We start from the raw sequence: 22,119 nt of genomic DNA on the forward strand, positions 1-22,119 counted from the left end.
CAGCTCAGCGTATTCGAAATGAAACAGAACTTACAAGTCCCTTCGCAAGCTTCCGAAAAGTTTTCACAGCTGTCGCTGTCGCAGGGCAAGCGCGCCCGCCTGTGGCGCCTGCTGTACGGCTCCGGCCCGCGCAACGGCAGCCTGCTGGTGCTGCCGCTGGACCAGGGTCTGGAACATGGCCCCACCGACTTCTTTCCCCATCCGCCAGCCGTCGATCCGGGCTACCAGTTCGAACTCGCCACGGCTGGCGGTTTTTCTGCCATCGCGCTGGGCATCGGCCTGGCCGAGAAGTACATGCGCGAGTACGCCGGCCGCGTGCCGCTGATCCTCAAGCTCAACGGCAAGACCAACATCCCCAGCGACGCCGAGGCCACCTCGCCGCTGTTCGCCTCGGTGGAGGACGCCGTGCGCCTGGGCGCCGACGCGGTGGGCTACACCATGTACGTGGGCTCGCCGCGCCAGCACGACGAGTTCCGCCAGTTCGAGCAGGTTCGCCGCGACTGCGAGCGCTACGGCATGCCGCTGGTACTGTGGTCCTACCCGCGTGGCAGCGCGGTCGACGCCAAGGGCGGCACCAATACCTTGTACGCGCAGGACTATGCCGCGCGCGTGGCGCTGGAGCTGGGCGCCGATATCGTCAAGCTGCACGAGCCGAACGACAGCGTGGCCAATGTGCCCAAGCCCTACGACAAGCTGCAGGAAGACTCCGCCGCCCGTTGCGCCCGCGTGGTGCGCTCGGCCGGCCGCACCATGGTGCTGTTCTCCGGCGGCGAGAAGAACGACGACGACGCGGCGGTGCTGCGCAAGGTGGAGCACTACATGCAGTCCGGCGCGAACGGCGTGATGTTCGGCCGCAACATGTGGCTGCGCCCGTTCGACCAGGCGGTGAACCTCGTGCGCCAGGTGCACGACATCATGGCGAAGCACCCGCGCTGATCCCTTCTCCCTCTCCCCTCCGGGGAGAGGGCAGGGGTGAGGGGCCAACCTCGCGAGCGCCCGCAACGAAGCGACCTGTACTAGCCTCGTCATCGCGGGCACCCACCCCTCACCTCAATCCTCTCCCCGGCGGGGAGAGGAGGCGAACGCAAGAAGCGAGTGATCAGATTGAAGCGGACCCACCAGAAATCCTGCCTCTGCTGCGCCCCGCCCGCCGGCGCCGGCACCGTGCGCATCGAGGCCAGCGGCAAGAACCCGCTGCAGACCGCACGCGACGCCAGCAAGGGCGCGCTCAAGCTGAAGGATTTCAGGCCGCGCAGCATGCTGCGCGTGCCGCAGACGCACATCGAGCGTCCGCGCTTCCCGGTGATCGACGTGCACGCCCACCTGACCTGGTCGAAGAACGTGCGCAACGGCGTGTCGGTGGGCGAGGAGATCACCGCGTTCACCACGCCGGGAGCTCTGCTGCCGGTGATGGACCGCAAGGGCGTGCGCACCCTGGTGAACCTCACCGGCGGCGTCGGCAAGGGGCTGGAGGAAAGCCTCCGCCTGTTCGACCAGGCCGCGCCGGGGCGTTTCCTCACCCTCACCGAGCCCTCGTTCGCGCTGTTTCCGGAAGCGGACTATCCGCAACGCCAGGCCGACGCGATCGAACACGCCAGACGCGTGGGTGCCCGCGGCCTGAAGCTGCTGAAGACGCTGGGCCTCTACCTGCGCGAGCGCATCGACGAGGGCCTGCTGGTGGGCGTGGACGACCGCCGCTTCGACCCGATGTGGGAAGCCTGCGCCGCGCACGGCATGCCGGTGTTCCTGCACGTCTCCGATCCGGAGGCGTTCTTCCTGCCCACCGACGGCGGAAACGAGCGCTACGAGGAACTGGCCAACCATCCGGACTGGTCGTTCTACGGCCCGGAGTTCCCCGGCCACCAGGAGCTGATCGCCGCGCGCGACCGCATGATCGCGCGCCACCCGAAGACCACCTTCGTGCTGCTGCACGTGGGCAACAATGCCGAGAACCTGGCCGCCGTCGTCGACTGCCTGGAACGCTTCCCCAACACCCTGGTGGACATCAGCGCCCGCATCGGCGAGCTGGGCCGCCAGCCGCGCATCGCCCAGCGCTTCTTCGACCGCTACCAGGACCGCATCCTGTTCGGCACCGACGCGGTGCCCTCGCCCTGGGGCGACGACGTGCCCCAGCAGCTGTTCGGCGACGAGCTGTACGAGATCTACTACCGCTTCCTCGAAACCGAGGACGAATACTTCGACTATGCCCCTGCCCCGGTCCCGCCGCAGGGGCGCTGGTCGATCTACGGGCTGAATCTGCCGGACGCCGTGCTGCGCAAGGTCTATCATGACAACGCCGCCCGACTCCTGCATATTCCGCCAGCATGAGCAAACTCCAGACCACCAAGCCAGCCGCCCAACCCCGCCCGCGCCTGCTGCTCGGCGAACGCCGCCGCCTGATCGTGGAACACGTAGAGGAAAACGGCCGCGCCACGGTGGAGGAACTGGCGAAGAAGTTCGACACCTCCGCCGTCACCATCCGCGCCGACCTCGAGGCGCTGGCGAACGCCTCGGCCATCGTGCGCTCGCACGGCGGCGCGCTGCCGGTGATGCCGGTCAGCAGTGACATCCCGCTCAACATCAAGGAAACCCGCCGCCACGCGCAGAAGCTGCGCATCGGCCAGGCGGCGGCGGAGATGATCCGCGATGGCGAGACGATCATCCTCGACTCCGGCTCCACCACGGTGGAGATCGCGCGGCAGATCCGCCAGCGCAAGTTCGAGTCGCTCACCGTGATCACCAACGCGCTGAACATCGCGCTGGAGCTGTCGGGCCTGCCGCACATCCGCGTGATGATGCTGGGCGGCCTGCTGCGCCAGACCTCCTACTCGCTGGTCGGCCCCGACGCGGAGCACGCGCTGGCCAGGCTGTCCGCCGACCGGCTGTTCCTCGGCGTGGACGGCCTCGACCCCGAGGTGGGCGTGACCACGCCCGACCCGCTGGAATCCGCGCTCAACGCGCTGATGATCCGCGTGGCGCGGCAGACCGTCGCCGTGCTGGACGCCAGCAAGCTGGGCCAGCGCAGCCTGTCGGTGATCGCGCCGGTGCGCCAGCTGCACAAGGTGATCAGCGACAACAGCGCGCCGGCCGAGATCGTCGAGACGCTGCGCAACATCGGGGTGCAGGTCGAATTGGTCTGAAGCCGGTCGCCCGAATGGTCGTTGCCCGGACGGAACGACCCGACTACGCTCGGCTCGTTGTACTCATGCGGCTCTGCAAGGGGGCGAATGATGGACGCGGCATCCGGTCTGGGGGGCGCGCGCGCTGAATCGCGCGCATGGTTGGCACGATGCCTTGCGCTGGGCGCGGACGCCCCGGCCGCGCGCGGCATGGGACCTGGCCGCGTATTGCTGGCGCTGGTGATGGTCGCGCTGGGCCTGCGCGGACTGGTGTTCGGCGATTTCGCCGGCGTCTGGCAGCGCATTCCGGTCACGCACCTGCCCGCACAGGCCGTCTTCGTCTACCTAACGGCGCTGGTCGAGCTGGCGACCGGCATCGGCATCCTGGTCCCACGTATCGCGAAGGCTTCCGCCGGCGTGATGTCCGTGTTCACGCTGCTGTGGATGGTGCTGCTGAAATTCCCGGCCATCGTCCACGCGCCGTCCATGGAGGCGACCTGGCTGGGCGCGGGCGAGATCGCGGTGATCCTTGCTGGCGCGTGGGTGGTGTTCGCATCGCTGGCGACGCCCGATGGACGATTCCTCTCGGGCCGCCCTGGCATCCGCAACGCCCGGCTGCTGTTCGTGTTGGCGCTGCCGACCATTGGCCTCTCGCACTACTTCTACGCCGACATCACGGCCGGTTTCGTGCCCGCGTGGCTGCCGTGGCGGCATGGCTGGGCCTGGCTGACCGGCGCCGGCAGCCTGGCCACGGCGATCGGCCTGCTGTTCGCGCTGTGGCCGCGCCTGGCCGCCACCATGGAAGCGGCGATGCTGGGCATCATCACGCTGCTGGTCTGGCTGCCGCCGTTGCTGGCGCACGCGCACGACAGCGATGCGTGGTCGGCCTTCCTGATATCCAGCGTGATCACCGCCGGCGCCGCGGCGGTGGCGGATTCCTACCGCGGCATCGGATGGACGACGCGGGGGCCGCAGGCCTGAGCCAGCAGGCGGCGCCGGCTTCGCCGGTGGCGGCGCGTTGCCACGCCGCCACCGGGTCAGGTCAGAACGACCAGCGGTAGTTCAGCGTGGCCATCTTGGCCGCATCAAGCTGGCCGAAGTACTGGTCGTAGCCCAGCGTGAGGTCGCTGCGCGGATTCATGCTCCAGTCCAGCGTGGCGCCGGCCACCCCGCCGTAGCGCGCCAGGCCGATGCCGCCCAGCGGGGCCCACTGGTTCACGCCGCTGAAACTGGCGTCGAACGCCTCGCCGCGCAGGCCGAAGGACTGCTGCCACGCCAGCCGCCCCTGCAGGCTGAGGCGGCCGCCGCGGGCCAGCTGCCAGCCGCGGCTGGCGCGCAGGCCCAGCCCCGCCTGCCAGCGCGCGGTGGTCAGCGAGCCGGACTTCAGGCCGAAGCCGTCGCCGCCCAGCTCGTCGAAGCCGTCGCGATTGATCTGCGCGTATTCCAGGCTTGCGTACGGCGTGACGTGGACACCGTCCAGGCTCAGCCGGTAACCGCTCTCGCCGTAGGCCACGCCATAGCGGCCGCGGCTGTCGCTGGTCACGCCGCTGAGTTGATAGCCCAGTTGCAGTTGGCGACGCATGGTTTCCTGGTAACTGCCCACGCCGAACCGGCCCATTGCATACCAGGCGCCGCGCACCGTGCCGCCGTACAGCATGCCTTCGATCGCATGGCTGTAGCCCTGGTCCGCGCTTTCGGTCAGCCGTCCAAGGCCCTGGCTGCGGCTCAGCGCGAAGCCGGCCACGCCGCTGCCGTCCAGGCGGAAGTCCTGTCCCACCAGCCAGCCGCTGAGGTCGTAGCCCACGCTGCCGTAACCGCTGCGCGACATGTCGCCGTGGTAGCCGAGGCCCTGCGTCCACGCACCGGGTTGGGGCGTGTCTAGCAGTTGCTCGAAGCGCTGCGACAGCGCGCGCGTGCCGGCGTCGATGGCCTCGAAGGTCATCGCCGCGCTGGCCGCATGCAGCTGGCCGGAGAGGCTTTCCAGCGAGCTTTGCAGCGCGGCCAGCGTGGCCGTCTGCTGCAGGCTGGCCGCGCCCGCGATGAAGCTGCTGGGCACCGGCGATCCGGACGCCGCGCCAGCGCTCAGCTGCGTGTCGATCTGCCCGAAGGCCGTGTCCACGCGCTGCGCGGCGGCGTAGGACGCGGTCGTGTAGCTGGCGCCCTGCACCGCGCTGACGGTGACCCTGCTTACATCGAGCCAGGCACTGTTGGCGTCATAGCCTGGCGTGTCCTGGAGCACCACGTTCGAGGCCGGGTTCACCGCGGCAAACGTGCCGGTGAGCCCCTGTGTGGCGGTGAGCACGACGGTATGCGAGTTCATCGTGTAACCCGCGTTGGTGCCGGTCACCAGCAGGTTGCCGGCGATCGAGGCCGTGCCGGCCACGTTCAACGCCGAGCCCAGCGACAACGCCAGCGTGCCCGTGCTCTGCTGCGTGTAGTTGCCGCCTACGCTGACACTGGTGTTCGCGATGCTTAGCGTGCCGGCATTGCTCACGTTGCCGCCGATATTGGACATGCCGCTGAGGGTGGCGCCGCTGCTGATGGTCGCCGCGCCGGCCAGCGACTTGGCCGTCAGCGTGCCGGCCTGTACCTGGGTGAGCCCGGTGTAGCTGGACGGCTGGGTGAGGTTGAGCGTGCCGGTGCCCTGCTTGATGAGGCCGCCCGCGCCGGAGATCGGGTTGTTCCAGTTCGAGCTGCCGCTGAAGCTGACGGTGACGTCGCCCCAGTTGAACTGCATCGGCCCGTTCACCGCGCGGCCCACGTCCAGCTCGCCGTAGCCGAAGGTGGGATTGGGCTGCGAGCCGCCCAGCGGATCGGCGGTGCCGAGCAGGGTCTGTCGCACCAGGTCGTTGCTGAAGTACGGATAGGCCTGCCAGACAAGCGCAGCGGCGCCAGCCACCTGCGGCGCGGCGAACGAGGTGCCCTCGACGATGTAATAGGAGGGATTGGCGGTGCTGGCCGTGGTGTCCTTGTCCAGCACGATCACGTCGCCGGGCGCGGCCAGGCAGTAATTCATCGCGCTGCCGCACTGGTTGGAATAGCCTTCCAGCTGGGTGGGGTTGTTGCTGTTTACCGCCACCGCCACCAGCCAGCCCTTGGCGAGATCGGGCGCCACATTGGGCAGTGCCGCGATGGTGCTGGGATTGGCCTGCGAATCGTTGCCGGCGGCAAACACCACCAGGCCGCCCTGCTGGTTCACGAACGGACTGTAGGCCTGGTCGAAGGCCTGGTTGATGCTGGCGTTGGTGGTGTCCCAGGTGATGCCTCCCCAGGAATTGTTCATCACCTTGACGCCGGCGTTGATCAGGTCCGCATTGACCTGGCCGAAGAACTGCGCGTCGCTGGTGGTGACCTGCGAGGGCGCCGTGGAACCGTTGTCGTCCGGCGCGTTGTCCGAAATGATGCGTGCCGAAACCAGGTCGGCGCCTGGCGCAATGCCACCGGCGAATTGCCCGAACGGCTGGCCGGCGGCGACCTCGGAGACCCAGGTGCCGTGGCCGACCACGTCCTGGATGTTGGTGTTGTTCTGTGTCGGATCGACATAGATCAACTCTTTCTGCACCCGCCCGACCACGGCCGGATTGGCCGACATGATGCCGCTGTCGACCACGCCTATGGTCACGCCGGCACCGGTGTAACCCAGGTCGTGGGCTGCATAGGTGTTGGTGATCGACAGCTGGGCGTCCAGGGGCGGGGGCGACGGCGCGGTCGATGCCGGCGGCGGTGCCGGTGCCGAAGGTGTCGGCTTGACGTTGCCTCCGCCTCCGCCGCCGCCGCAGGCGGCCAGCCCCAGGGCCATACCGACGGCACACGCCAATTGGCCGCAACGCAGGCCACGCGCAACCATTTCCCCATGCGGTTTCATGATCCCCCCCCTGATCCCTGGATGACGCCCGCCACCTCGAGGAGCCGCTGCCCCGGTAATGCATGCCGACATGGCCCCGGTGGAAGTCCAGTTTGGCACAACGCAAACCCGGCCAGATGCGGTTACAGGTCATGTGCGCATGCCCCTGCCGGTTTGCCGCACTGCGCCATCGACTGCGATAATCGGCGGGTTGCTTCCCCGGCGCCCTGCGCCATTCGTGTTCTGCGGAGATCCCCATGTCGGACGTCAGCGTTGTCATCGCCGGTGCCAAGCGCACCGCCATCGGCTCCTTCCTCGGCCAGTTCACCGGCGTGCCCACGCCGAAGCTGGGCGCCACGGCGATCAAGGCCGCGCTGGAGCAGTCCGGCGTGGCCGCCGACGACGTCGCCGAGGTGATCATGGGCTGCGTGCTGCCGGCCAACCTGGGCCAGGCGCCGGCCCGCCAGGCTTCGCTGGAAGCCGGCCTGCCGCCGGCCGCCGGCTGCACCACCATCAACAAGGTGTGCGGCTCGGGCATGAAGGCGATCATGCTGGGCCACGATCTGATCAAGGCCGGCTCCGCCTCCATCGTGGTGGCCGGCGGCATGGAATCGATGACCAATGCGCCGCACATGGTGCAGGCCCGCACCGGCATCCGCTACGGCGACGGCAAGCTGGTCGACCACATGGCCTGGGACGGCCTCACCAACCCCTACGACGGCAAGGCGATGGGCGTGTTCGGCGAGCTGTGCGCCGACAAGTACCACTTCAGCCGCGAGGACCAGGACGCGTTCGCGACGGAATCGGTGAAGCGCGCCCTGGCCGCGCAGCAGTCCGGCGCGTTCGCCGGCGAGATCGTCCCGGTCACCGTGGCCGGCCGCAAAGGCGACGTGGTGGTGGATAGCGACGAGCAGCCCGGTCGTTCCGACATCGCCAAGATCCCCTCGCTGAAGCCCGCCTTCCGCAAGGAAAACGGCACGATCACCGCGGCCAGCTCCTCGTCCATCTCCGATGGCGCCGCGGCCGTGGTGCTGTTGTCGGCCGACGATGCCAAGGCGCGCGGCCTCAAGCCACTGGCCCGCATCGTGGCGCACGCCACCCATTCGCAGGAGCCGGAATGGTTCACCACCGCCCCGGTGGGTGCCATCCGGAAGCTGCTTGAAAAAACCGGCTGGAAAATCAGCGATGTCGACCTGTTCGAGGTCAACGAGGCATTTGCCGTGGTGGCGATGGCGCCGATCAGGGAACTCGGCATTCCGCACGACAAGCTCAACGTCAACGGCGGCGCCTGCGCACTGGGCCACCCGATCGGTGCCAGCGGCGCCCGCCTGGTGGTGACCCTGCTCAATGCCCTGAAAACCCGGGGGCTCAAGCGCGGCATCGCCAGCCTGTGCATCGGCGGCGGCGAGGCCACGGCGATCGCGGTGGAATGCCTTGATTGAATCACGGGGCCATAACACCGGCACATCGATACTCACACGCTGAAAGCGCGTTGAACCGGCTTGCAATGGCGCCTGAAGGGAGTCTCCGAAAGTTATGGCGCAGAACCCGGGAAAGCGCTATTAATAAACGGCCATTCGGCATTCCACGGCAAAGGAGATCCACCATGAAGTTTACGCGTACCCTACTCGCCTCCGCGCTCGTCGCGCTGCTGGCGGCTTGCAGCAACGGCGCGCAGGATTCCGCGCAGAACGCCCAGCAGTCTGCTGACCAGGCTCAGCAGTCCGCCGACCAGGCCCAGAAGGCTGCTGAGCAGACGGCTCCGGCCTCCACTGCCGCCGCTCCGGCTTCCACCGCCGCTGCTCCTGCCTCCACGGCTGCTGCCCCGGCTTCCACTGCCGCTGCTCCTGCCGCTGCCAGCACCGCGAAGGACGCCATGGGTCACTGATCCACGGCTTTGTGGTTCGAAAAACGGCCGCCCCGCGCGGCCGTTTTTTTTGGGATTTGCTTATGCGTTCATCCTTGAACGCGGGAGTCAAACGGGCAGCCGTCCCCTGGCCGCACTTTTCGAGAAGAATCACTCCGAACCCGATTTTGGGGCACGCGCGATTTCGCCGCGCGCCGCTGCCGGTATCATCCACGGTTTCATCTCGACGGCAGCCGCGCATGAGTGTCATCGTCTCGCAGATCGATCCGCGTACCCCCGAGTTCCAGGCCAGCAACGAACGCCTGCGCCAGCTCACCGACGAACTGCGCCACGAACTGGCGAGCAGCGCCGAAGGCGGCGGCGCCAAGGCCCGCGAGAAGCACGTGGCGCGCGGCAAGCTGTTGCCGCGCGAACGTATCCGCGCCCTGCTCGATCCCGGCTCGCCGTTCCTCGAGCTCTCCCCGCTGGCCGCCCACGGCATGTACGACGATGCCGCTCCCGCGGCCGGCATCATCACCGGCATCGGCCGGGTACATGGCACCGAGGTGGTGGTGATCGCCAACGACGCCACGGTGAAGGGCGGCACCTACTTCCCGATGACGGTGAAGAAGCATTTGCGCGCGCAGGAAGTGGCGCTGGAGAACCGCCTGCCCTGCGTCTACCTGGTCGATTCCGGCGGCGCCTTCCTGCCGCTGCAGGACGAGGTGTTCCCGGACAAGGAGCACTTCGGCCGCATCTTCTACAACCAGGCGCGCATGTCGGGACTCGGGATTCCGCAGATCGCGGTGGTGATGGGCTCGTGCACCGCCGGCGGCGCCTACGTGCCGGCGATGAGCGACGAGACCGTCATCGTGCGCGGACAGGGCACCATCTTCCTGGGTGGCCCGCCGCTGGTGAAGGCCGCCACCGGCGAGGTGGTGGACGCCGAGACCCTGGGCGGCGCGGACGTGCATACCTCGATCTCCGGCGTGGCCGACCACTACGCCGAGAACGACGCCCACGCGCTGAGCATCGCGCGCGACATCGTCGCCAGCCTCAACCGCAGGAAGGCCATGCCGCTGGCGCTGCGCGAGCCGGTCGAGCCGAAGTACCCCGCCGAGGAGCTGTACGGCGTGATCCCCGAGGATACCCGCCGGCCGTTCGACATCCGCGAGGTGATCGCGCGCATCGTGGACGGTTCGGAGTTCCACGAGTTCAAGGCGCGCTACGGCAAGACCCTGGTGTGCGGCTTCGCGCACATCCACGGCTACCCGGTGGGCATCGTCGCCAACAACGGCATCCTGTTCGCCGAGAGCGCGCTCAAGGGCGCGCACTTCATCGAGCTGTGCAACCAGCGCAACGTGCCGCTGGTGTTCCTGCAGAACATCACCGGCTTCATGGTCGGCAAGAAGTACGAACAGGCGGGTATCGCCAAGGATGGGGCCAAGATGGTCACCGCCGTGGCCTGCTCGCACGTGCCGAAGTTCACCGTGGTGATCGGCGGCAGCTTCGGCGCCGGCAACTACGCGATGTGCGGCCGCGCCTACGGCGCGCGCTTCCTGTGGATGTGGCCGAACGCGCGGATCAGCGTGATGGGCGGCGAGCAGGCCGCCAGCGTGCTGGCCACGGTGAAGCGCGACGGCATCGAGGCCGCCGGCAAGTCGTGGAGTGCCGAAGAAGAGGATGCCTTCAAGGCGCCGATCCGCGAACAGTACGAACGCCAGGGCCACCCCTACTACGCCAGCGCGCGGTTGTGGGACGATGGCATCATCGACCCGGCCGACACCCGTCGCGTGCTGGGGCTGGCGATCTCCGCGTCGATGAACGCGCCGATCGAGCCGCAACGCTACGGCGTGTTCCGCATGTAGCGATCGCAGGCTGCCCTGCCGCGATCGCCGACGGACTCAGCGGCTGCGCGGGCGGAAATGCAGCGGCAACGCCTCCACCGCCATCCGCGCCTGCCCGGAAGCACCGGGGCCGTGCGACGTCGGCGGTGCCGGCGAAGCGGCAACCGGCCTCTTCGGCCCACAGGCGCCGCAGGTGGCACAGCCATCGGCACAATTGCCGGTGGCCTGTTTCGGCTGCAGGCGACGGCTGAGCGCCTGCGCGAGACGCGAATCGCGCCGCCGTGCGAGGCGGATCGAAGTCGCCGCCAGCCAGCGGTTGCTGAGTTGCGGCGCCAGCTTGCGGAACACCACCAGCACGCTGGCCGCCACGACCAGGCCGAGCACGATGTACTGGATCAGCAGGCCGGCGCTCATGCCAATGCGCTCGCGATCTGGAAGGTCAGGAACGAGGCCACGTAGGCCATCACGAACATGTAGCCGAACGAGATCGCCACGTTGCGCCAGGAATCGGTCTCGCGCTTGATCACCGCCAGCGTGGACATGCATTGCGGCGCATAGGCGAACCACACCAGCAGGGACAGCGCGCTGGCCAGCGAGATGTGCGAAGCCAGCGCCGGGCCGAGGCCGGCCGCGGTCTCGCCGCCCACGGCGTACACCGTGGCCAGCGCGGCCACCGCGGTCTCGCGCGCGGCGAAGGCCGGGATCAGCGCCAGGCTCATCTGCCAGTTGAAGCCGATCAGGGCGAAGATGTGCGCGAAGGCGCGGCCGAGATAACCGGCGAAGCTGTAGTCGATCGCCGGGCCGGTGGCGCCCGCCGGCGGCGCGGGAAAGCTGGACAGCGCCCACATCAGCACGGTGAGCGCCAGGATCACGCCGGTCAGCCGCTTCAGGAAGATCATGCTGCGCTCGTACAGGCCGATCCCGACATCGCGCACCTTGGGCAGGCGATACGAGGGCAGCTCCATCAGCAGCGCGTGCTCGCTGCGGTCGCGGCGGATGCGTTTCATCACCCAGCCCACCAGCATCGCGCCGGCGATGCCGGCCGCATACAGCGCGAACAGCACCAGGCCCTGCAGGTTGAACATGCCGAGCACCGCCCGCGAAGGGATGAAGGCGGCGATCAGCAGCGCGTACACCGGCAGCCGCGCCGAGCAGGTCATCAATGGCGCCACCAGGATGGTGGCGAGGCGGTCGCGCGGGTCGGTGATCGAGCGCGTGCCCATGATGCCGGGGATCGCGCAGGCGAAGCTGGAGAGAAGCGGGATGAACGAGCGCCCGGTCAGCCCCACCGACACCATCAGCCGGTCGAGCAGGAAGGCCGCGCGCGGCAGGTAGCCCGACTCCTCCAGCACGAGGATGAAGAAGAACAGCACCAGGATCTCGGGCAGGAAGCCCAGCACGGTGCCCAGGCCACCGCAGAGGCCGTCGGTCACCAGCCCCTGCAGCGGGCCCGCCGGCAACCACGTCGCCAGGTGGTTGCCCAGCCAGCCGAAACCGTCGCCGATCAGGTCGCTCATCGGCTTGCCGGCGGCATACACCGCCTGGAACACCAGGAACATCACCACCGCGAGGATGGCGAGGCCGAACACCGGGTGCAGCGCCCAGCGGTCCAGCGCGTCGTCCAGCTCCGCGGTCTGGCGCGGCATGCGCACGGTGGCGGCGAGCAGTTCGCGCACCTGCGCGTGCAGGTCGGCGCGGCTGGCCGCATCGTCGGCTTGCGCCGGCGACGGCTGCGGCAGCTCGCCGTCCACCCGCTCCACCAGTGCCTGCGCGCCACCGCGCTTCACCGCGACGGTTTCCACCACCGGCAGGCCGAGGCGACGCGACAGTTCCGCCACGTCGATCACGATGCCGCGCCGGCGCGCCGCATCCATCATGTTCAGCGCCAGCACCACCGGGCGGCCCAGCCGCCGCACCTCCAGCAGGAAGCGCAGGTGCAGGCGCAGATTGGTGGCGTCGGCCACGCAGACGATCAGGTCGGGTGGCGCCTCGCCGGGATAGTTGCCTTCCAGCACGTCGCGGGTGATCTGCTCGTCGGGGCTGACCGCGTCGAAGCTGTAGGCGCCGGGCAGGTCGAGGATCTGCAGCATGCGTCCGGACGGCGCCACGAAGCGCCCTTCCTTGCGCTCGATGGTGACGCCGGCATAGTTCGCCACCTTCTGCCTGCCGCCGGTGAGCAAATTGAACAGCGCCGTCTTGCCGCAATTCGGATTGCCGACCAGGGCGATGCGCAGCGCGTCCGCACTCATGCCGCCACCTCGGACCGGACCGCGACCCGCGCCGCCTCGGCACGCCGCAGCGCGAAGCGGGTGAAGCCGATCCGGATCAGCAGCGGATCGGCCCCCAGCGGCGCACAGGCCACCACCTGCACCGATTCGCCGTCGACGAAACCGAGGTCGCGCAGGCGCTGCGCGATCGGATCGTTCGCATGGGCGTCGTCCACGCGATCCACCACGGCGAGGGCACCCTTCGGCAAATCGGACAAGCGCACGGTCGACCCGATCACAAATAAGAATGGTTCGCATTGTACCCGCATTTCGCATTTGTTGCAGCGCCGCCCGGCCCTGGTTGCCCGACGATTTAAGATGTCGGCTTCCCCCAGCAGGATCCGTCGATGACCGCCTCCGTCCTGATCTCCGACCATGCCGGTGTGCGCACCCTCGCCATGCACCGCCCCGAGGTGCACAACGCCTTCGACGATGCGCTGATCGCCGAACTCACCGCCGCCATCGAGGCCGCCGGCCACGATCCGGCAACACGCGCCATCGTGCTCACCGGCAGCGGCGCCAGTTTTTCCGCCGGCGCCGACCTGAACTGGATGCGCGGCATGGCCAAGGCCAGCGAGGCGGAGAATCGCGCCGACTCGCTGCGCCTGGCGCGGCTGATGCGCAGCCTGCAGTTCTGTCCCAAGCCCACCGTGGCGCGCGTCAACGGCGCGGCCTACGGCGGCGGCGTGGGCCTGGTCGCCTGCTGCGACATCGCGATCGGCACGGACGCCGCGAAGTTCGGCCTCACCGAGGTGAAGCTGGGCCTGGTGCCCGCGGTGATCTCGCCCTACGTGGTCGCCGCGATCGGCCTGCGCCAGGCGCGCAGGCTGTTCCTCACCGGCGAGGTGGTGGACGCCGCCGAGGCGCAGCGCATCGGCCTGCTGCACCAGGTCGTCGCGCCCGCGGCATTGGACGACGCCGTGAACGGCGCGCTCAAGCTGCTCACCAAAGCCGGCCCCGAAGCGCAACGCCAAGCCAAGCAACTGGCCTTCCGCATGGGCGGCCTCGACGAGCACGCCGCCGAACGCGCCGACCATCGCAACGCCGAGCTGATCGCCCGCCTGCGCGTGTCGCCGGAAGGCCAGGAAGGGCTCGGCGCCTTCCTCGACAAGCGCGCGCCGGCGTGGATCGCTTCCTGACGGCGGCAGTGGCAAGCCGCATCTTTGCTGCGCTGCGCATCGGCGTGGCGCGACGCATCTGCTAATTTTCCGAGGCTTTGCCCCGGCCAAGGAACCCGCATGTTCGAACGCGTACTGATCGCCAACCGCGGCGAGATCGCCTGCCGCGTGATCCGCACCTGCCGCCGGCTCGGCATCCGCAGCATCGCGGTGTATTCGGAAGCGGACCGCGACGCGCAGCACGTGCGCCAGGCCGACGAGGCCTGGCCGATCGGCGGCCCGCGTCCGGCCGATTCCTACCTGCGCGTAGCCGCCATCCTCGACGCCGCGAAGAAGAGCGGCGCGCAGGCGATCCATCCCGGCTACGGCTTCCTGTCCGAGAACACCGCGTTCTCGCGCGCCTGCAGGGAAGCCGGCATCGTGTTCATCGGGCCGGATCCGGAGAGCATCGAGGCAATGGGTTCCAAGTCCGCCGCCAAGGCGCTGATGGCGAAACACGCCGTGCCGCTGGTGCCCGGCTACAACGGCGACAACCAGGACAACGCCTTCCTGGCTGCACAGGCGCACAAGATCGGCTACCCGCTGATCATCAAGCCCTCGGCCGGCGGCGGCGGCAAGGGCATGCAGATCGTGCGCGGCGACGCGGAATTCCCGGAGGCACTGGCCACCGCGCAGCGCGTGGCGCTGGCCGCGTTCGGCGACGCCAGCATGCTGCTGGAGCGCTACATCGAGCAGCCGCGCCACATCGAGTTCCAGGTGTTCGGCGACCGCCACGGCAACATCATCCACCTGGGCGAGCGCGAGTGTTCGGCGCAGCGCCGCTACCAGAAGGTGCTGGAGGAAACGCCCTCGCCCTTCCTCACGGACGAAACGCGGGCGGCGATGGGCGCCGCTGCCGTCGCCGCCGCGCGCGCGGTGGACTACGTGGGCGCGGGCACGGTGGAATTCATCGTGGGGCCGCAGGGCGATTTCCACTTCATGGAGATGAACACGCGGCTGCAGGTGGAGCACCCGGTCACCGAGCTCACCCACGGCGTGGACCTGGTGGAATGGCAGCTGCGCATCGCCGACGGCGAACCGCTGCCGCTCGCGCAGGACGAGGTGGTCTCGCGCGGACATGCGATCGAGGTGCGCCTGTACGCGGAAGACCCGGAGCAGAACTTCCTGCCCGGCTCCGGCAAGCTGCAGGCGCTGCGCCTGCCCGCGCCCTCGCGCCACGTGCGCATCGACGGCGGCGTGGCGCAGGGCGACACGGTGACGATCTTCTACGACCCGATGATCGCCAAGCTGATCGTGTGGGACGCCAATCGCCCGCAGGCCCTCGAGCGCCTGCGCCAGGCGCTGGCCGAATGCGAGATCGCGGGCCCGAAGTCCAACATCGCCTTCCTCGAACGGCTGGCGCGCCACCCGGCGATCACCGAGGCGCGCATCGACACCGGCTACCTCGACCGCCACCTCGACGAGTTCGTCGCCGGCCACAGCGAGCCTGATGCACGCACGCTGTTCGCCGCCGCCACTGCCGCGCTGCTGCATGACGAGGCGCACGTCGCGGCGAATCCCGCCGACCCGCATTCGCCCTGGGCCAGCGCCGACGCCTGGCGCGTGGGCCATGCCGGCAAGCGCGTCGTCGCGTTCACGCGCGGCGAGGCACGCTTCGAGATCGAAGCGCACGGCCACGCCGGCGACTACCGCCTGCGCCACGGCGACAGCACCTGCGACGTGCGCGGCGCGCGGCTGGACGGCAACGCGCTCAGCGCCCGCTACGACGGCGAGGCCGAACGCTACGCCCTGCGCGCCGATGCCCGCCGCGTATTGCTGCACGACGCCGCGGGTCGCCGCTGGCGCCTCGACCGTGCCGCCGCCTACGCCTGGGCGTCGAAGGGCGCCACGGGCGGCAACCAGGTCATCGCGCCCATGCCCGGTCGCATCGTGCTGGTGAAGGCCCGTCCCGGCGACAAGGTCGACGAAGGCCAGGAACTGCTGGTGATGGAGGCGATGAAGATGGAACTGGCCTTGAAGGCGCCTCGCGCCGGCACCATCGAAAGCGTGTCGGCCGCGCAAGGCGAGTTCGTCGAGGCCGACGCGGTGCTGGTGCGCTTCGCCAGCTGATCGGGGAGATCCGCCGTGGCCGAACTGTTCTACCGCGATCCCTACCTGCGCGAATGCGCGACCCAGGTCGTGCGCCACGACGAGGGCGGCCTGGTGCTGGCCGACACCATCTGCTACCCGGTCGGCGGCGGCCAGCCCGGCGACACCGGCACGCTGCGCCTGGCCGACGGTCGCAGCTGGCCCGTCCTCGACACCCGCCGCGACCGCGAGACGCGCGAGATCCTGCACCAGCTTCCCGCCGACGCGCCGCGGCTGGCGCCCGGCACGGCGGTCACGCTGGTGCTGGACTGGGAACGCCGCCACCGCCACATGCGCATGCATACCGGCCTGCACCTGCTCGGCTCGCTGATCAAGGCCGGCGTCACCGGCGGCAACCTCACCGACCATGGCGGCCGGCTGGACTTCGACCTCGGCGGCCTCGACATCGCGCTGGCCGCGGACGAGCTCACCGCCGGCCTGCAACGCCTGGTGGCCGCCGACGCGCCGCTGCACATCAACCACATCAGCGGTGCCGAGCTGGCCGCGCGGCCGGAGCTGATCCGCACCATGTCGGTCACCCCGCCGTTGCACCTGCCGCAGATCCGCCTCGTCGAGATCGAGGGCGTGGACCTGCAGCCCTGCGGCGGCACCCACGTGGCGCGCACCGGCGAAGTCGGCGCGCTGCGCGTGAGCAAGATCGAGAACAAGGGCAGCCACAACAAACGCGTGGCCGTGACTTTCGCGGACTGAGCCTGACCATGAACACTGACAACCACGTCCGCATCGTCGAAGTCGGCGCCCGCGACGGCCTGCAGAACGAGAAGACCCTGCTGCCGGCCGAGGTGAAGATCGCGCTGATCGACCGGCTCTCCTCCACCGGCCTGAAGACCATCGAGGCCACCAGCTTCGTCAGCCCCAAGTGGGTGCCGCAACTCGCCGACGCGGCCGAGGTGTTCGCCGGCATCCGCAAGGTGCCGGGCGTGGGCTATCCCGTGCTGGTGCCGAACCTGCAGGGCTACGCGCGGGCGCGCGAAGCAGGCGCCAGCGAGGTCGCCGTGTTCACCGCCGCCAGCGAGGCGTTCAACCGCAAAAACGTCAACGCCTCCATCGACGAATCCATCGAACGCTTCGCGCCGGTGCTGGAACGCGCGAAGGCCGATGGCGTGGCGGTGCGCGGCTACGTTTCCACCGTGCTCGGCTGCCCCTACCAGGGCGAGGTGCCGGTGGGCGACGTGGTGCGCGTGGCGAAGCGGCTGCACGCACTCGGCTGCCACGAGATCTCGCTCGGCGACACCATCGGCGTGGGCACGCCGGCGAAGGCGCGCGCGATGCTGCGCGCGGTGGCGCAGGAGGTGCCGATGGCTGCACTGGCCGTGCACTTCCACGACACCTACGGCCAGGCGCTGGCGAACATCCTGTCCTGCCTCGAAGAAGGCGTGCGCGTGGTCGACAGCGCGGTCTCCGGCACCGGCGGCTGCCCCTACGCCAAGGGTGCGACCGGCAACGTGGCCAGCGAGGACGTGGTCTACATGCTGCACGGCATGGGCATGCAGACCGGCATCGACCTCGACCTGCTGGTCGCCACCGGCGCCTGGCTGGCCGCGCAACTGCACAAGGACACCGCCAGCCGCGTCACCCGGGCGCGCACGGCCGCCGGCTGAGCTTCCCGCAACCCCTGGCGCGCTCGCTATCATCGGCCTCTCGATTGGCAAGGGGACGAACGATGCGCACAAGCCCGATGCTCCGGTGGACGACGGCACTCCTGCTGCTCCTGCTGTGTTCCCTGGCTGCCGCCGCAACGGCGCCCAAGGGCGACTGGCTGCTGCTGCCCGACCGGGTGTGGACCGCCGACGGCGACGCCGCGCATGCCGGCTGGGCCGTGCTGGTGCATGACGGCAGGATCGCCGCGGTGGGGCCGGCGGCGTCGATCGACGCGCCGGCCGGCGCGCAACGCATCGAGCTGCCGGGCACCACGCTCACGCCCGGCCTGACCGACCTGCACTCGCACCTGTTCCTGCATCCGTACAACGAGACGCTGTGGAACGACCAGGTGCTCACCGAGCCGCAGGACTACCGCACGCTCGAAGCCGCGAAGCACGCGCGCGATACCCTGCTCGCCGGCTTCACCACCTTGCGCGACCTCGGCACCGAGGGCGCCGGCTTTGCCGACGTGTCGGTGAAACGCGCCATCGACGAAGGGCTGATTCCCGGCCCGCGCCTGTTCGTGGCCACCCGCGCGATCGTCGCCACCGCCAGCTACGGCCCGGGGCCACGCGGCTTCCGGCCCGACCTGGAGCTGCCGCAGGGCGCGCAGCCGGTGACCGGCGTGGATGCCGCCGTGGCCGCCGTGCGCGAGCAGGCCGCCCGCGGCGCGGACTGGATCAAGCTCTATGCCGACTACCGCGTCGGCGACCACGGCGAAACCATGCCCACGCTGTCGCCGGCCGAGATCAAGGCCATCGTGGAGGCCGCCCACCAGATCGGCCGCCCGGTGGCCGCACACGCAGCCAGCGAGGCCGGCGTGCGCAACGCGGTGGAGGCCGGCGTGGACACCATCGAGCACGGCTACGGCGCCAGCGAGGCCACCTTCCGCCTGATGAAGCAGAAGGGCGTGGCCTACGAGCCCACGCTCACCGCGGTGGAGGCCACCTCCGAGTACTTCCAGCACTACGTGCCCGGGCAGTCGGCGCCCACGCCGGCCATGCAGGAATCCGAGCGCGCCTTCCGCACCGCGCTCAAGCTCGGCGTCACCATCGGCAACGGCAGCGACGTGGGCGTGTTCGCGCATGGCGAGAACTGGCGCGAGCCGGCCGCGATGGTGGCCGACGGCATGACGCCTGCGCAGGCGCTGCACGCCGCCACCGACGTGGCGGCGAAGATCCTCCGGCAGCAGGCCGTGTTCGGTCGCGTCGCCCCCGGCCTGCACGCCGACCTCGCCGCCTTCACGGGTGATCCGAGCGTGCACATCGGCGACCTCGCGCATCCGGTGTTCGTGATGAAGGACGGCGTGGTGTACCGCACGCCGGCGGGCACCCCATGAGCGCAGCCTTCCTGATCCGCCCCATCGAACCGCGCGACGACGCCGCGATCGCCGCGATCATCCGCGCAGTGATGCCCGAGTTCGGCGCCAGCGGCCCCGGCTTCGCGATCCACGACGCCGAGGTGGACACGATGTGCGCCGCCTACGCACAGCCGCGCTGCAGCTACTTCGTGGTCGAGCGCGACGGCATGGTGGTCGGTGGCGGCGGCGTGGCGCCGCTGGCCGGCGGCGAGCCGGACGTGTGCGAGCTGCGCAAGATGTACTTCCTGCCGGAAGCGCGCGGCATCGGCGCCGGTACGGCCATGATGCAGCGCTGCCTCGATGCAGCGCGCGGGCACGGTTTCGGCCGCTGCTACCTGGAGACGCTTACCGGCATGGATGCGGCCCAGGCGCTGTATCAGCGCAGCGGCTTCGTGCCGATCTGCGCCCCGCTGGGCGGCACCGGCCATCACGGCTGCGACCGCTGGTTCATCCGTGAACTGTGAGGCGACGAGGCGACGCCATGAGCACCCGTGACCCGCGCGTCGACGCCTATATCGCCGAATCCGCCGAGTTCGCCCGGCCCATCCTCGAACAGCTGCGCGCCGCGGTGCATGCCGCCTGCCCCGAGGTGGAGGAAGGCATCAAGTGGAGCATGCCGTTCTTCAGCTACAAGGGCTCGCCGATGTGCCACATGGCCGCGTTCAAGCAGCACTGCAGCTTCGGCTTCTGGCTGTCGAAAGATGTCATCGGCGGCAACGACGGGGACGGCATGGGCCAGTTTGGCAAGCTCGCCACGCCCAAGGACCTGCCCCCGAAGAAGGAACTGGCTGCCCTGCTCCGCAAGGCGATGGCCCTGAACGAAGCCGGCGTGAAGCATGCGCGCCCGAAGGCGGGCGGCAAGCCGCCGCCGGTAACGCCCGAGGATCTCGCCGCGCTGCTCGCGAAGCGGCGGCACGCCCCCGCGCGCAAGACCTGGACGGCTTTCCCGCCGGGCGCCCGGCGCGAGTATGTCGACTGGATCACCGGGGCAAAAACCGCAGCCACCCGCCAGCGGCGCCTCGCCACCACGCTGGAGTGGCTGGCCGAGGGCAAGCGGCGCAGCTGGAAATACGAAACATGCTGAGGGCCGTCCGCCGATGATCCGCATCGCCCGCGAGCAAGACGCCGCAGCCATCCAGGCGATCTATGCGCCGCATGTCAGCGACGGCACCGCCACCTTCGAGAACGTCGTGCCCGGCGTGGCGGCGATGCGCGAACGCCTGTTGGCCCGCCTGCCGCACTATCCATGGCTGGTGTGGGAAGAAGGTGGCGAGGTGCTGGCCTACGCCTATGCCGGCCGCTTCCGCGAACGCGCCGCCTACGACTGGATCGCCGAAACCTCGATCTACGTGCATCCCGACGCGCAGCGCCGCGGCATCGCACGCCGGCTCTACGGTACCCTGCTGGAGGCGATGCGCCTGCAGGGCCTCACCCAGGCGGTAGGCGTGATCACCCTGCCCGGCACGACCAGCGTGGCACTGCACGAATCGATGGGCTTCGTACCCGCCGGCGTATGGCGGCAAAGCGGCTACAAGCTGGGGCAATGGTGGGACGTGGGCGTGTGGCAGAAGACCTTGCAGCCGGCGACGATTCCGCCGCCGGCTGCCATGCCGTTCCAGTCGATTGCCGCGACGCCGGCGCTGCGCGCCTTGCTGGACTGAACGCCCGGCGCACCGGCCGCCATGCCTCAGTGGTTGAGCAGCAGATCGACGATCACGCCGGTGGTGACCGCCACCAGCAGGAAGTCGCCGGTGTCACTGCGCACCCAGTGGTAGCCACGCGGCGGCTCGCGCAAACGGGCGGCGCGCCAGTCGTACACCACATAGCGAGGGCCGCGGTATTCCGCCGGCAGGTAGCCGCCGCGCCTGTACCAGCCCTCGTGCATGCCGCGGTCATGCCAGCTCTTGTAGTGACCATAGGCGTGGCCGTCGCCATGCCCGTGGTCACGATCATCGTCGTGCCCGCGATCATGATGGCCATGGTCCTGCTGGTGGTGATCATGGTCGTGCCCCCAGTCGTTCCCGTGATCCTGCGCCAGCGCGGCGCCACTGGCCAGCATCAGCGTCACGCCGCAGGCGGCAGCCAGAACAAGCAGTTTCTTCATGCGTCCGATTCCTCCGAATGAGCCATGCGGCCCACCCTCATCGTATATGCAACCGCCTGGCGCCAATGCGCGATCCGTCACCAGGCGACCAACAGGCCGGCCGCCGGCCTGAACCGGCATCCAGCACCTGCCCCAGAAAAATAGAAAAATAGGGTACTGAGCGCGGTCGACGCGAAGCCGACGTCGCCGTCCCGGTCCCGCATGCCGGGCGACCACGCGCGAACGAATCACGGATCCGCACCGGACGAGGCCCTGCCGATCCCCCGGGGATCGACAGGGCCTCGCAGGCGACCTCAGTGACTGGCGGCAATGATGCTGGCGATCACGCCGGTGGTGATCGCCACCAGCAGGAAGTCGCCATTGTCACTGCGCACCCAGTGATAGCCGCGCGGCGGCTGGCGCAGGTGCGAATGGCGCCAGTCGGTCACCACGTACTGCCGGCCGCGATAGGCCTGTGGCACGTGGCCGCCCTTCTTGTACCAGCCCTCGTGGCGGCCTTGATCGTACATGCCGTGATACTGGCCATGATGCTGATGCTGATCCTGTCCATATCCCTGCGCGAACGCAGCGCCGCTCGAAGCCAGCAAGGAACCGCACAACACGAACGCGCCGATAACCTTTTTCATGGAAACCTCCTCAATTGGAAATCCATCGGATACGCATGCCTTGGCATGCCCCCCTCGATCCTGTGCGGGCCGGACCGCGGTGTGGCCACAATCCGCCAAGTCTCCCAAACCTGGCGTGAATTCGAAGGCAGCCCCACCGCCCTCGTTCGGTCATCATTGGGCTTTGACGCTGCGCTAACATAATGGTTTCGGCTTCCAC

General features: G+C 69.2%; 22 protein-coding genes. 16 read left to right on the top strand and 6 right to left on the bottom strand.

What is annotated here, in order from left to right:
- The first annotated feature begins 18 nt into the window (after positions 1–18).
- The 4 genes from ABQJ56_RS06260 to ABQJ56_RS06275 all read left to right on the top strand — a co-directional run bounded on the left by ABQJ56_RS06260 (position 19) and on the right by ABQJ56_RS06275 (position 4,100).
- A complete protein-coding gene (locus ABQJ56_RS06260; RefSeq protein ID WP_367844135.1) occupies positions 19–936 on the top strand; it encodes a class I fructose-bisphosphate aldolase in 918 nt (305 codons plus the stop codon).
- 168 nt (positions 937–1,104) lie between these two features.
- On the top strand, positions 1,105–2,328 hold the full coding sequence (locus ABQJ56_RS06265; RefSeq protein ID WP_367844136.1) for an amidohydrolase family protein: 1,224 nt from the start codon (positions 1,105–1,107) through the stop codon (positions 2,326–2,328).
- Positions 2,325–3,140, top strand: a complete 816-nt coding sequence (locus ABQJ56_RS06270; RefSeq protein ID WP_367844137.1) for a DeoR/GlpR family DNA-binding transcription regulator — start codon at positions 2,325–2,327, stop codon at positions 3,138–3,140. Before ABQJ56_RS06265 ends, ABQJ56_RS06270 begins: the two co-directional genes overlap by 4 nt.
- A gap of 189 nt (positions 3,141–3,329) precedes the next feature.
- Positions 3,330–4,100 (top strand): DoxX family membrane protein, encoded by a 771-nt coding sequence (locus ABQJ56_RS06275; protein WP_367844138.1) that lies wholly within the window; start codon positions 3,330–3,332, stop codon positions 4,098–4,100.
- 61 nt (positions 4,101–4,161) lie between these two features.
- Here ABQJ56_RS06275 and ABQJ56_RS06280 read toward each other — a convergent pair whose 3' ends face one another.
- Entirely contained in the window at positions 4,162–6,918 is a 2,757-nt protein-coding gene (locus tag ABQJ56_RS06280) for a S8 family serine peptidase (protein ID WP_437343398.1), read from the bottom strand.
- Positions 6,919–7,220: 302 nt separating this feature from the next.
- Here ABQJ56_RS06280 and ABQJ56_RS06285 point away from each other — a divergent pair, with 302 nt between their 5' ends.
- The 3 genes from ABQJ56_RS06285 (at position 7,221) to ABQJ56_RS06295 (ending at position 10,677) form a co-directional block, all read left to right on the top strand.
- Positions 7,221–8,405, top strand: a complete 1,185-nt coding sequence (locus ABQJ56_RS06285; RefSeq protein ID WP_367844139.1) for a thiolase family protein — start codon at positions 7,221–7,223, stop codon at positions 8,403–8,405.
- Between the two features lie 164 nt (positions 8,406–8,569).
- The gene (locus ABQJ56_RS06290; RefSeq protein ID WP_367844140.1) at positions 8,570–8,851 is read left to right on the top strand and encodes a hypothetical protein; all 282 of its coding nucleotides are present in this window, start codon (positions 8,570–8,572) and stop codon (positions 8,849–8,851) included.
- 218 nt (positions 8,852–9,069) lie between these two features.
- Positions 9,070–10,677 carry a carboxyl transferase domain-containing protein gene (locus ABQJ56_RS06295; protein ID WP_367844141.1) on the top strand — a complete coding sequence of 536 codons (1,608 nt, stop codon included), beginning with the start codon at positions 9,070–9,072 and terminating at the stop codon, positions 10,675–10,677.
- 36 nt (positions 10,678–10,713) lie between these two features.
- Here the strand turns inward: ABQJ56_RS06295 and ABQJ56_RS06300 are convergent, their stop codons facing one another.
- From ABQJ56_RS06300 to ABQJ56_RS06310, 3 genes are read right to left on the bottom strand one after another with little or no spacing between them, the layout of a single operon-like run.
- Positions 10,714–11,070, bottom strand: a complete 357-nt coding sequence (locus ABQJ56_RS06300; protein WP_367844142.1) for a DUF6587 family protein — start codon at positions 11,068–11,070, stop codon at positions 10,714–10,716.
- Complete coding sequence (gene feoB, locus ABQJ56_RS06305) at positions 11,067–12,905, bottom strand: ferrous iron transporter B (RefSeq protein ID WP_367844143.1); 1,839 nt, start codon at positions 12,903–12,905, stop codon at positions 11,067–11,069. The genes ABQJ56_RS06300 and feoB overlap by 4 nt, the downstream gene beginning before the upstream one ends.
- Positions 12,902–13,147: a FeoA family protein gene (locus tag ABQJ56_RS06310; RefSeq protein WP_367844144.1), complete on the bottom strand. Its 246-nt coding sequence runs from the start codon at positions 13,145–13,147 to the stop codon at positions 12,902–12,904. Before ABQJ56_RS06310 ends, feoB begins: the two co-directional genes overlap by 4 nt.
- A gap of 123 nt (positions 13,148–13,270) precedes the next feature.
- Between ABQJ56_RS06310 and ABQJ56_RS06315 the strand changes: the two genes are divergently transcribed.
- The 8 genes from ABQJ56_RS06315 to ABQJ56_RS06350 all read left to right on the top strand — a co-directional run bounded on the left by ABQJ56_RS06315 (position 13,271) and on the right by ABQJ56_RS06350 (position 20,851).
- Complete coding sequence (locus tag ABQJ56_RS06315; protein ID WP_367844145.1) at positions 13,271–14,062, top strand: enoyl-CoA hydratase-related protein; 792 nt, start codon at positions 13,271–13,273, stop codon at positions 14,060–14,062.
- Between the two features lie 99 nt (positions 14,063–14,161).
- Positions 14,162–16,150 (top strand): acetyl/propionyl/methylcrotonyl-CoA carboxylase subunit alpha, encoded by a 1,989-nt coding sequence (locus ABQJ56_RS06320; RefSeq protein ID WP_367844146.1) that lies wholly within the window; start codon positions 14,162–14,164, stop codon positions 16,148–16,150.
- Positions 16,151–16,165: 15 nt separating this feature from the next.
- On the top strand, positions 16,166–16,879 hold the full coding sequence (locus ABQJ56_RS06325) for an alanyl-tRNA editing protein (protein ID WP_367844147.1): 714 nt from the start codon (positions 16,166–16,168) through the stop codon (positions 16,877–16,879).
- Positions 16,880–16,887: 8 nt separating this feature from the next.
- Positions 16,888–17,790 (top strand): hydroxymethylglutaryl-CoA lyase, encoded by a 903-nt coding sequence (locus tag ABQJ56_RS06330; RefSeq protein WP_367844148.1) that lies wholly within the window; start codon positions 16,888–16,890, stop codon positions 17,788–17,790.
- Positions 17,791–17,852: 62 nt separating this feature from the next.
- Positions 17,853–19,169, top strand: a complete 1,317-nt coding sequence (locus ABQJ56_RS06335; protein ID WP_367844149.1) for a metal-dependent hydrolase family protein — start codon at positions 17,853–17,855, stop codon at positions 19,167–19,169.
- Positions 19,166–19,654, top strand: coding sequence for a GNAT family N-acetyltransferase (locus ABQJ56_RS06340; protein WP_367844150.1), 489 nt, complete (start codon positions 19,166–19,168; stop codon positions 19,652–19,654). Before ABQJ56_RS06335 ends, ABQJ56_RS06340 begins: the two co-directional genes overlap by 4 nt.
- Positions 19,655–19,671: 17 nt before the next feature.
- A complete protein-coding gene (locus tag ABQJ56_RS06345; RefSeq protein ID WP_367844151.1) occupies positions 19,672–20,274 on the top strand; it encodes a YdeI/OmpD-associated family protein in 603 nt (200 codons plus the stop codon).
- 13 nt (positions 20,275–20,287) lie between these two features.
- Positions 20,288–20,851, top strand: a complete 564-nt coding sequence (locus ABQJ56_RS06350) for a GNAT family N-acetyltransferase (protein ID WP_367844152.1) — start codon at positions 20,288–20,290, stop codon at positions 20,849–20,851.
- A gap of 26 nt (positions 20,852–20,877) precedes the next feature.
- On the opposite strand, the gene ABQJ56_RS06355 is transcribed toward ABQJ56_RS06350, so the two are convergent.
- Both ABQJ56_RS06355 and ABQJ56_RS06360 read right to left on the bottom strand, forming a co-directional pair.
- A complete protein-coding gene (locus ABQJ56_RS06355) occupies positions 20,878–21,294 on the bottom strand; it encodes an RcnB family protein (RefSeq protein ID WP_367844153.1) in 417 nt (138 codons plus the stop codon).
- A gap of 293 nt (positions 21,295–21,587) precedes the next feature.
- Positions 21,588–21,803 (bottom strand): RcnB family protein, encoded by a 216-nt coding sequence (locus tag ABQJ56_RS06360; RefSeq protein ID WP_367844154.1) that lies wholly within the window; start codon positions 21,801–21,803, stop codon positions 21,588–21,590.
- A gap of 15 nt (positions 21,804–21,818) precedes the next feature.
- Here ABQJ56_RS06360 and ABQJ56_RS06365 point away from each other — a divergent pair, with 15 nt between their 5' ends.
- Positions 21,819–22,103: a hypothetical protein gene (locus tag ABQJ56_RS06365; protein ID WP_367844155.1), complete on the top strand. Its 285-nt coding sequence runs from the start codon at positions 21,819–21,821 to the stop codon at positions 22,101–22,103.
- Positions 22,104–22,119: the final 16 nt, after the last annotated feature.

It is taken from the genome of Rhodanobacter geophilus (assembly GCF_040812275.1).
Classification (GTDB): Bacteria; Pseudomonadota; Gammaproteobacteria; order Xanthomonadales; family Rhodanobacteraceae; genus Rhodanobacter_A; species Rhodanobacter_A geophilus.

Coding starts and splice junctions, on each gene's coding strand:
- ABQJ56_RS06260 (WP_367844135.1), top strand. CDS start 19: ATGAAACAGAACTTACAAGTCCCTTCGCAAGCTTCCGAAAAGTTTTCA.
- ABQJ56_RS06270 (WP_367844137.1), top strand. CDS start 2,325: ATGAGCAAACTCCAGACCACCAAGCCAGCCGCCCAACCCCGCCCGCGC.
- ABQJ56_RS06275 (WP_367844138.1), top strand. CDS start 3,330: ATGGGACCTGGCCGCGTATTGCTGGCGCTGGTGATGGTCGCGCTGGGC.
- ABQJ56_RS06280 (WP_437343398.1), bottom strand. CDS start 6,918: ATGGCCCTGGGGCTGGCCGCCTGCGGCGGCGGCGGAGGCGGAGGCAAC.
- ABQJ56_RS06285 (WP_367844139.1), top strand. CDS start 7,221: ATGTCGGACGTCAGCGTTGTCATCGCCGGTGCCAAGCGCACCGCCATC.
- ABQJ56_RS06290 (WP_367844140.1), top strand. CDS start 8,570: ATGAAGTTTACGCGTACCCTACTCGCCTCCGCGCTCGTCGCGCTGCTG.
- ABQJ56_RS06295 (WP_367844141.1), top strand. CDS start 9,070: ATGAGTGTCATCGTCTCGCAGATCGATCCGCGTACCCCCGAGTTCCAG.
- ABQJ56_RS06300 (WP_367844142.1), bottom strand. CDS start 11,070: ATGAGCGCCGGCCTGCTGATCCAGTACATCGTGCTCGGCCTGGTCGTG.
- feoB (WP_367844143.1), bottom strand. CDS start 12,905: ATGAGTGCGGACGCGCTGCGCATCGCCCTGGTCGGCAATCCGAATTGC.
- ABQJ56_RS06315 (WP_367844145.1), top strand. CDS start 13,271: ATGACCGCCTCCGTCCTGATCTCCGACCATGCCGGTGTGCGCACCCTC.
- ABQJ56_RS06320 (WP_367844146.1), top strand. CDS start 14,162: ATGTTCGAACGCGTACTGATCGCCAACCGCGGCGAGATCGCCTGCCGC.
- ABQJ56_RS06330 (WP_367844148.1), top strand. CDS start 16,888: ATGAACACTGACAACCACGTCCGCATCGTCGAAGTCGGCGCCCGCGAC.
- ABQJ56_RS06335 (WP_367844149.1), top strand. CDS start 17,853: ATGCGCACAAGCCCGATGCTCCGGTGGACGACGGCACTCCTGCTGCTC.
- ABQJ56_RS06340 (WP_367844150.1), top strand. CDS start 19,166: ATGAGCGCAGCCTTCCTGATCCGCCCCATCGAACCGCGCGACGACGCC.
- ABQJ56_RS06345 (WP_367844151.1), top strand. CDS start 19,672: ATGAGCACCCGTGACCCGCGCGTCGACGCCTATATCGCCGAATCCGCC.
- ABQJ56_RS06350 (WP_367844152.1), top strand. CDS start 20,288: ATGATCCGCATCGCCCGCGAGCAAGACGCCGCAGCCATCCAGGCGATC.
- ABQJ56_RS06355 (WP_367844153.1), bottom strand. CDS start 21,294: ATGAAGAAACTGCTTGTTCTGGCTGCCGCCTGCGGCGTGACGCTGATG.
- ABQJ56_RS06360 (WP_367844154.1), bottom strand. CDS start 21,803: ATGTACGATCAAGGCCGCCACGAGGGCTGGTACAAGAAGGGCGGCCAC.
- ABQJ56_RS06365 (WP_367844155.1), top strand. CDS start 21,819: ATGATGCTGATGCTGATCCTGTCCATATCCCTGCGCGAACGCAGCGCC.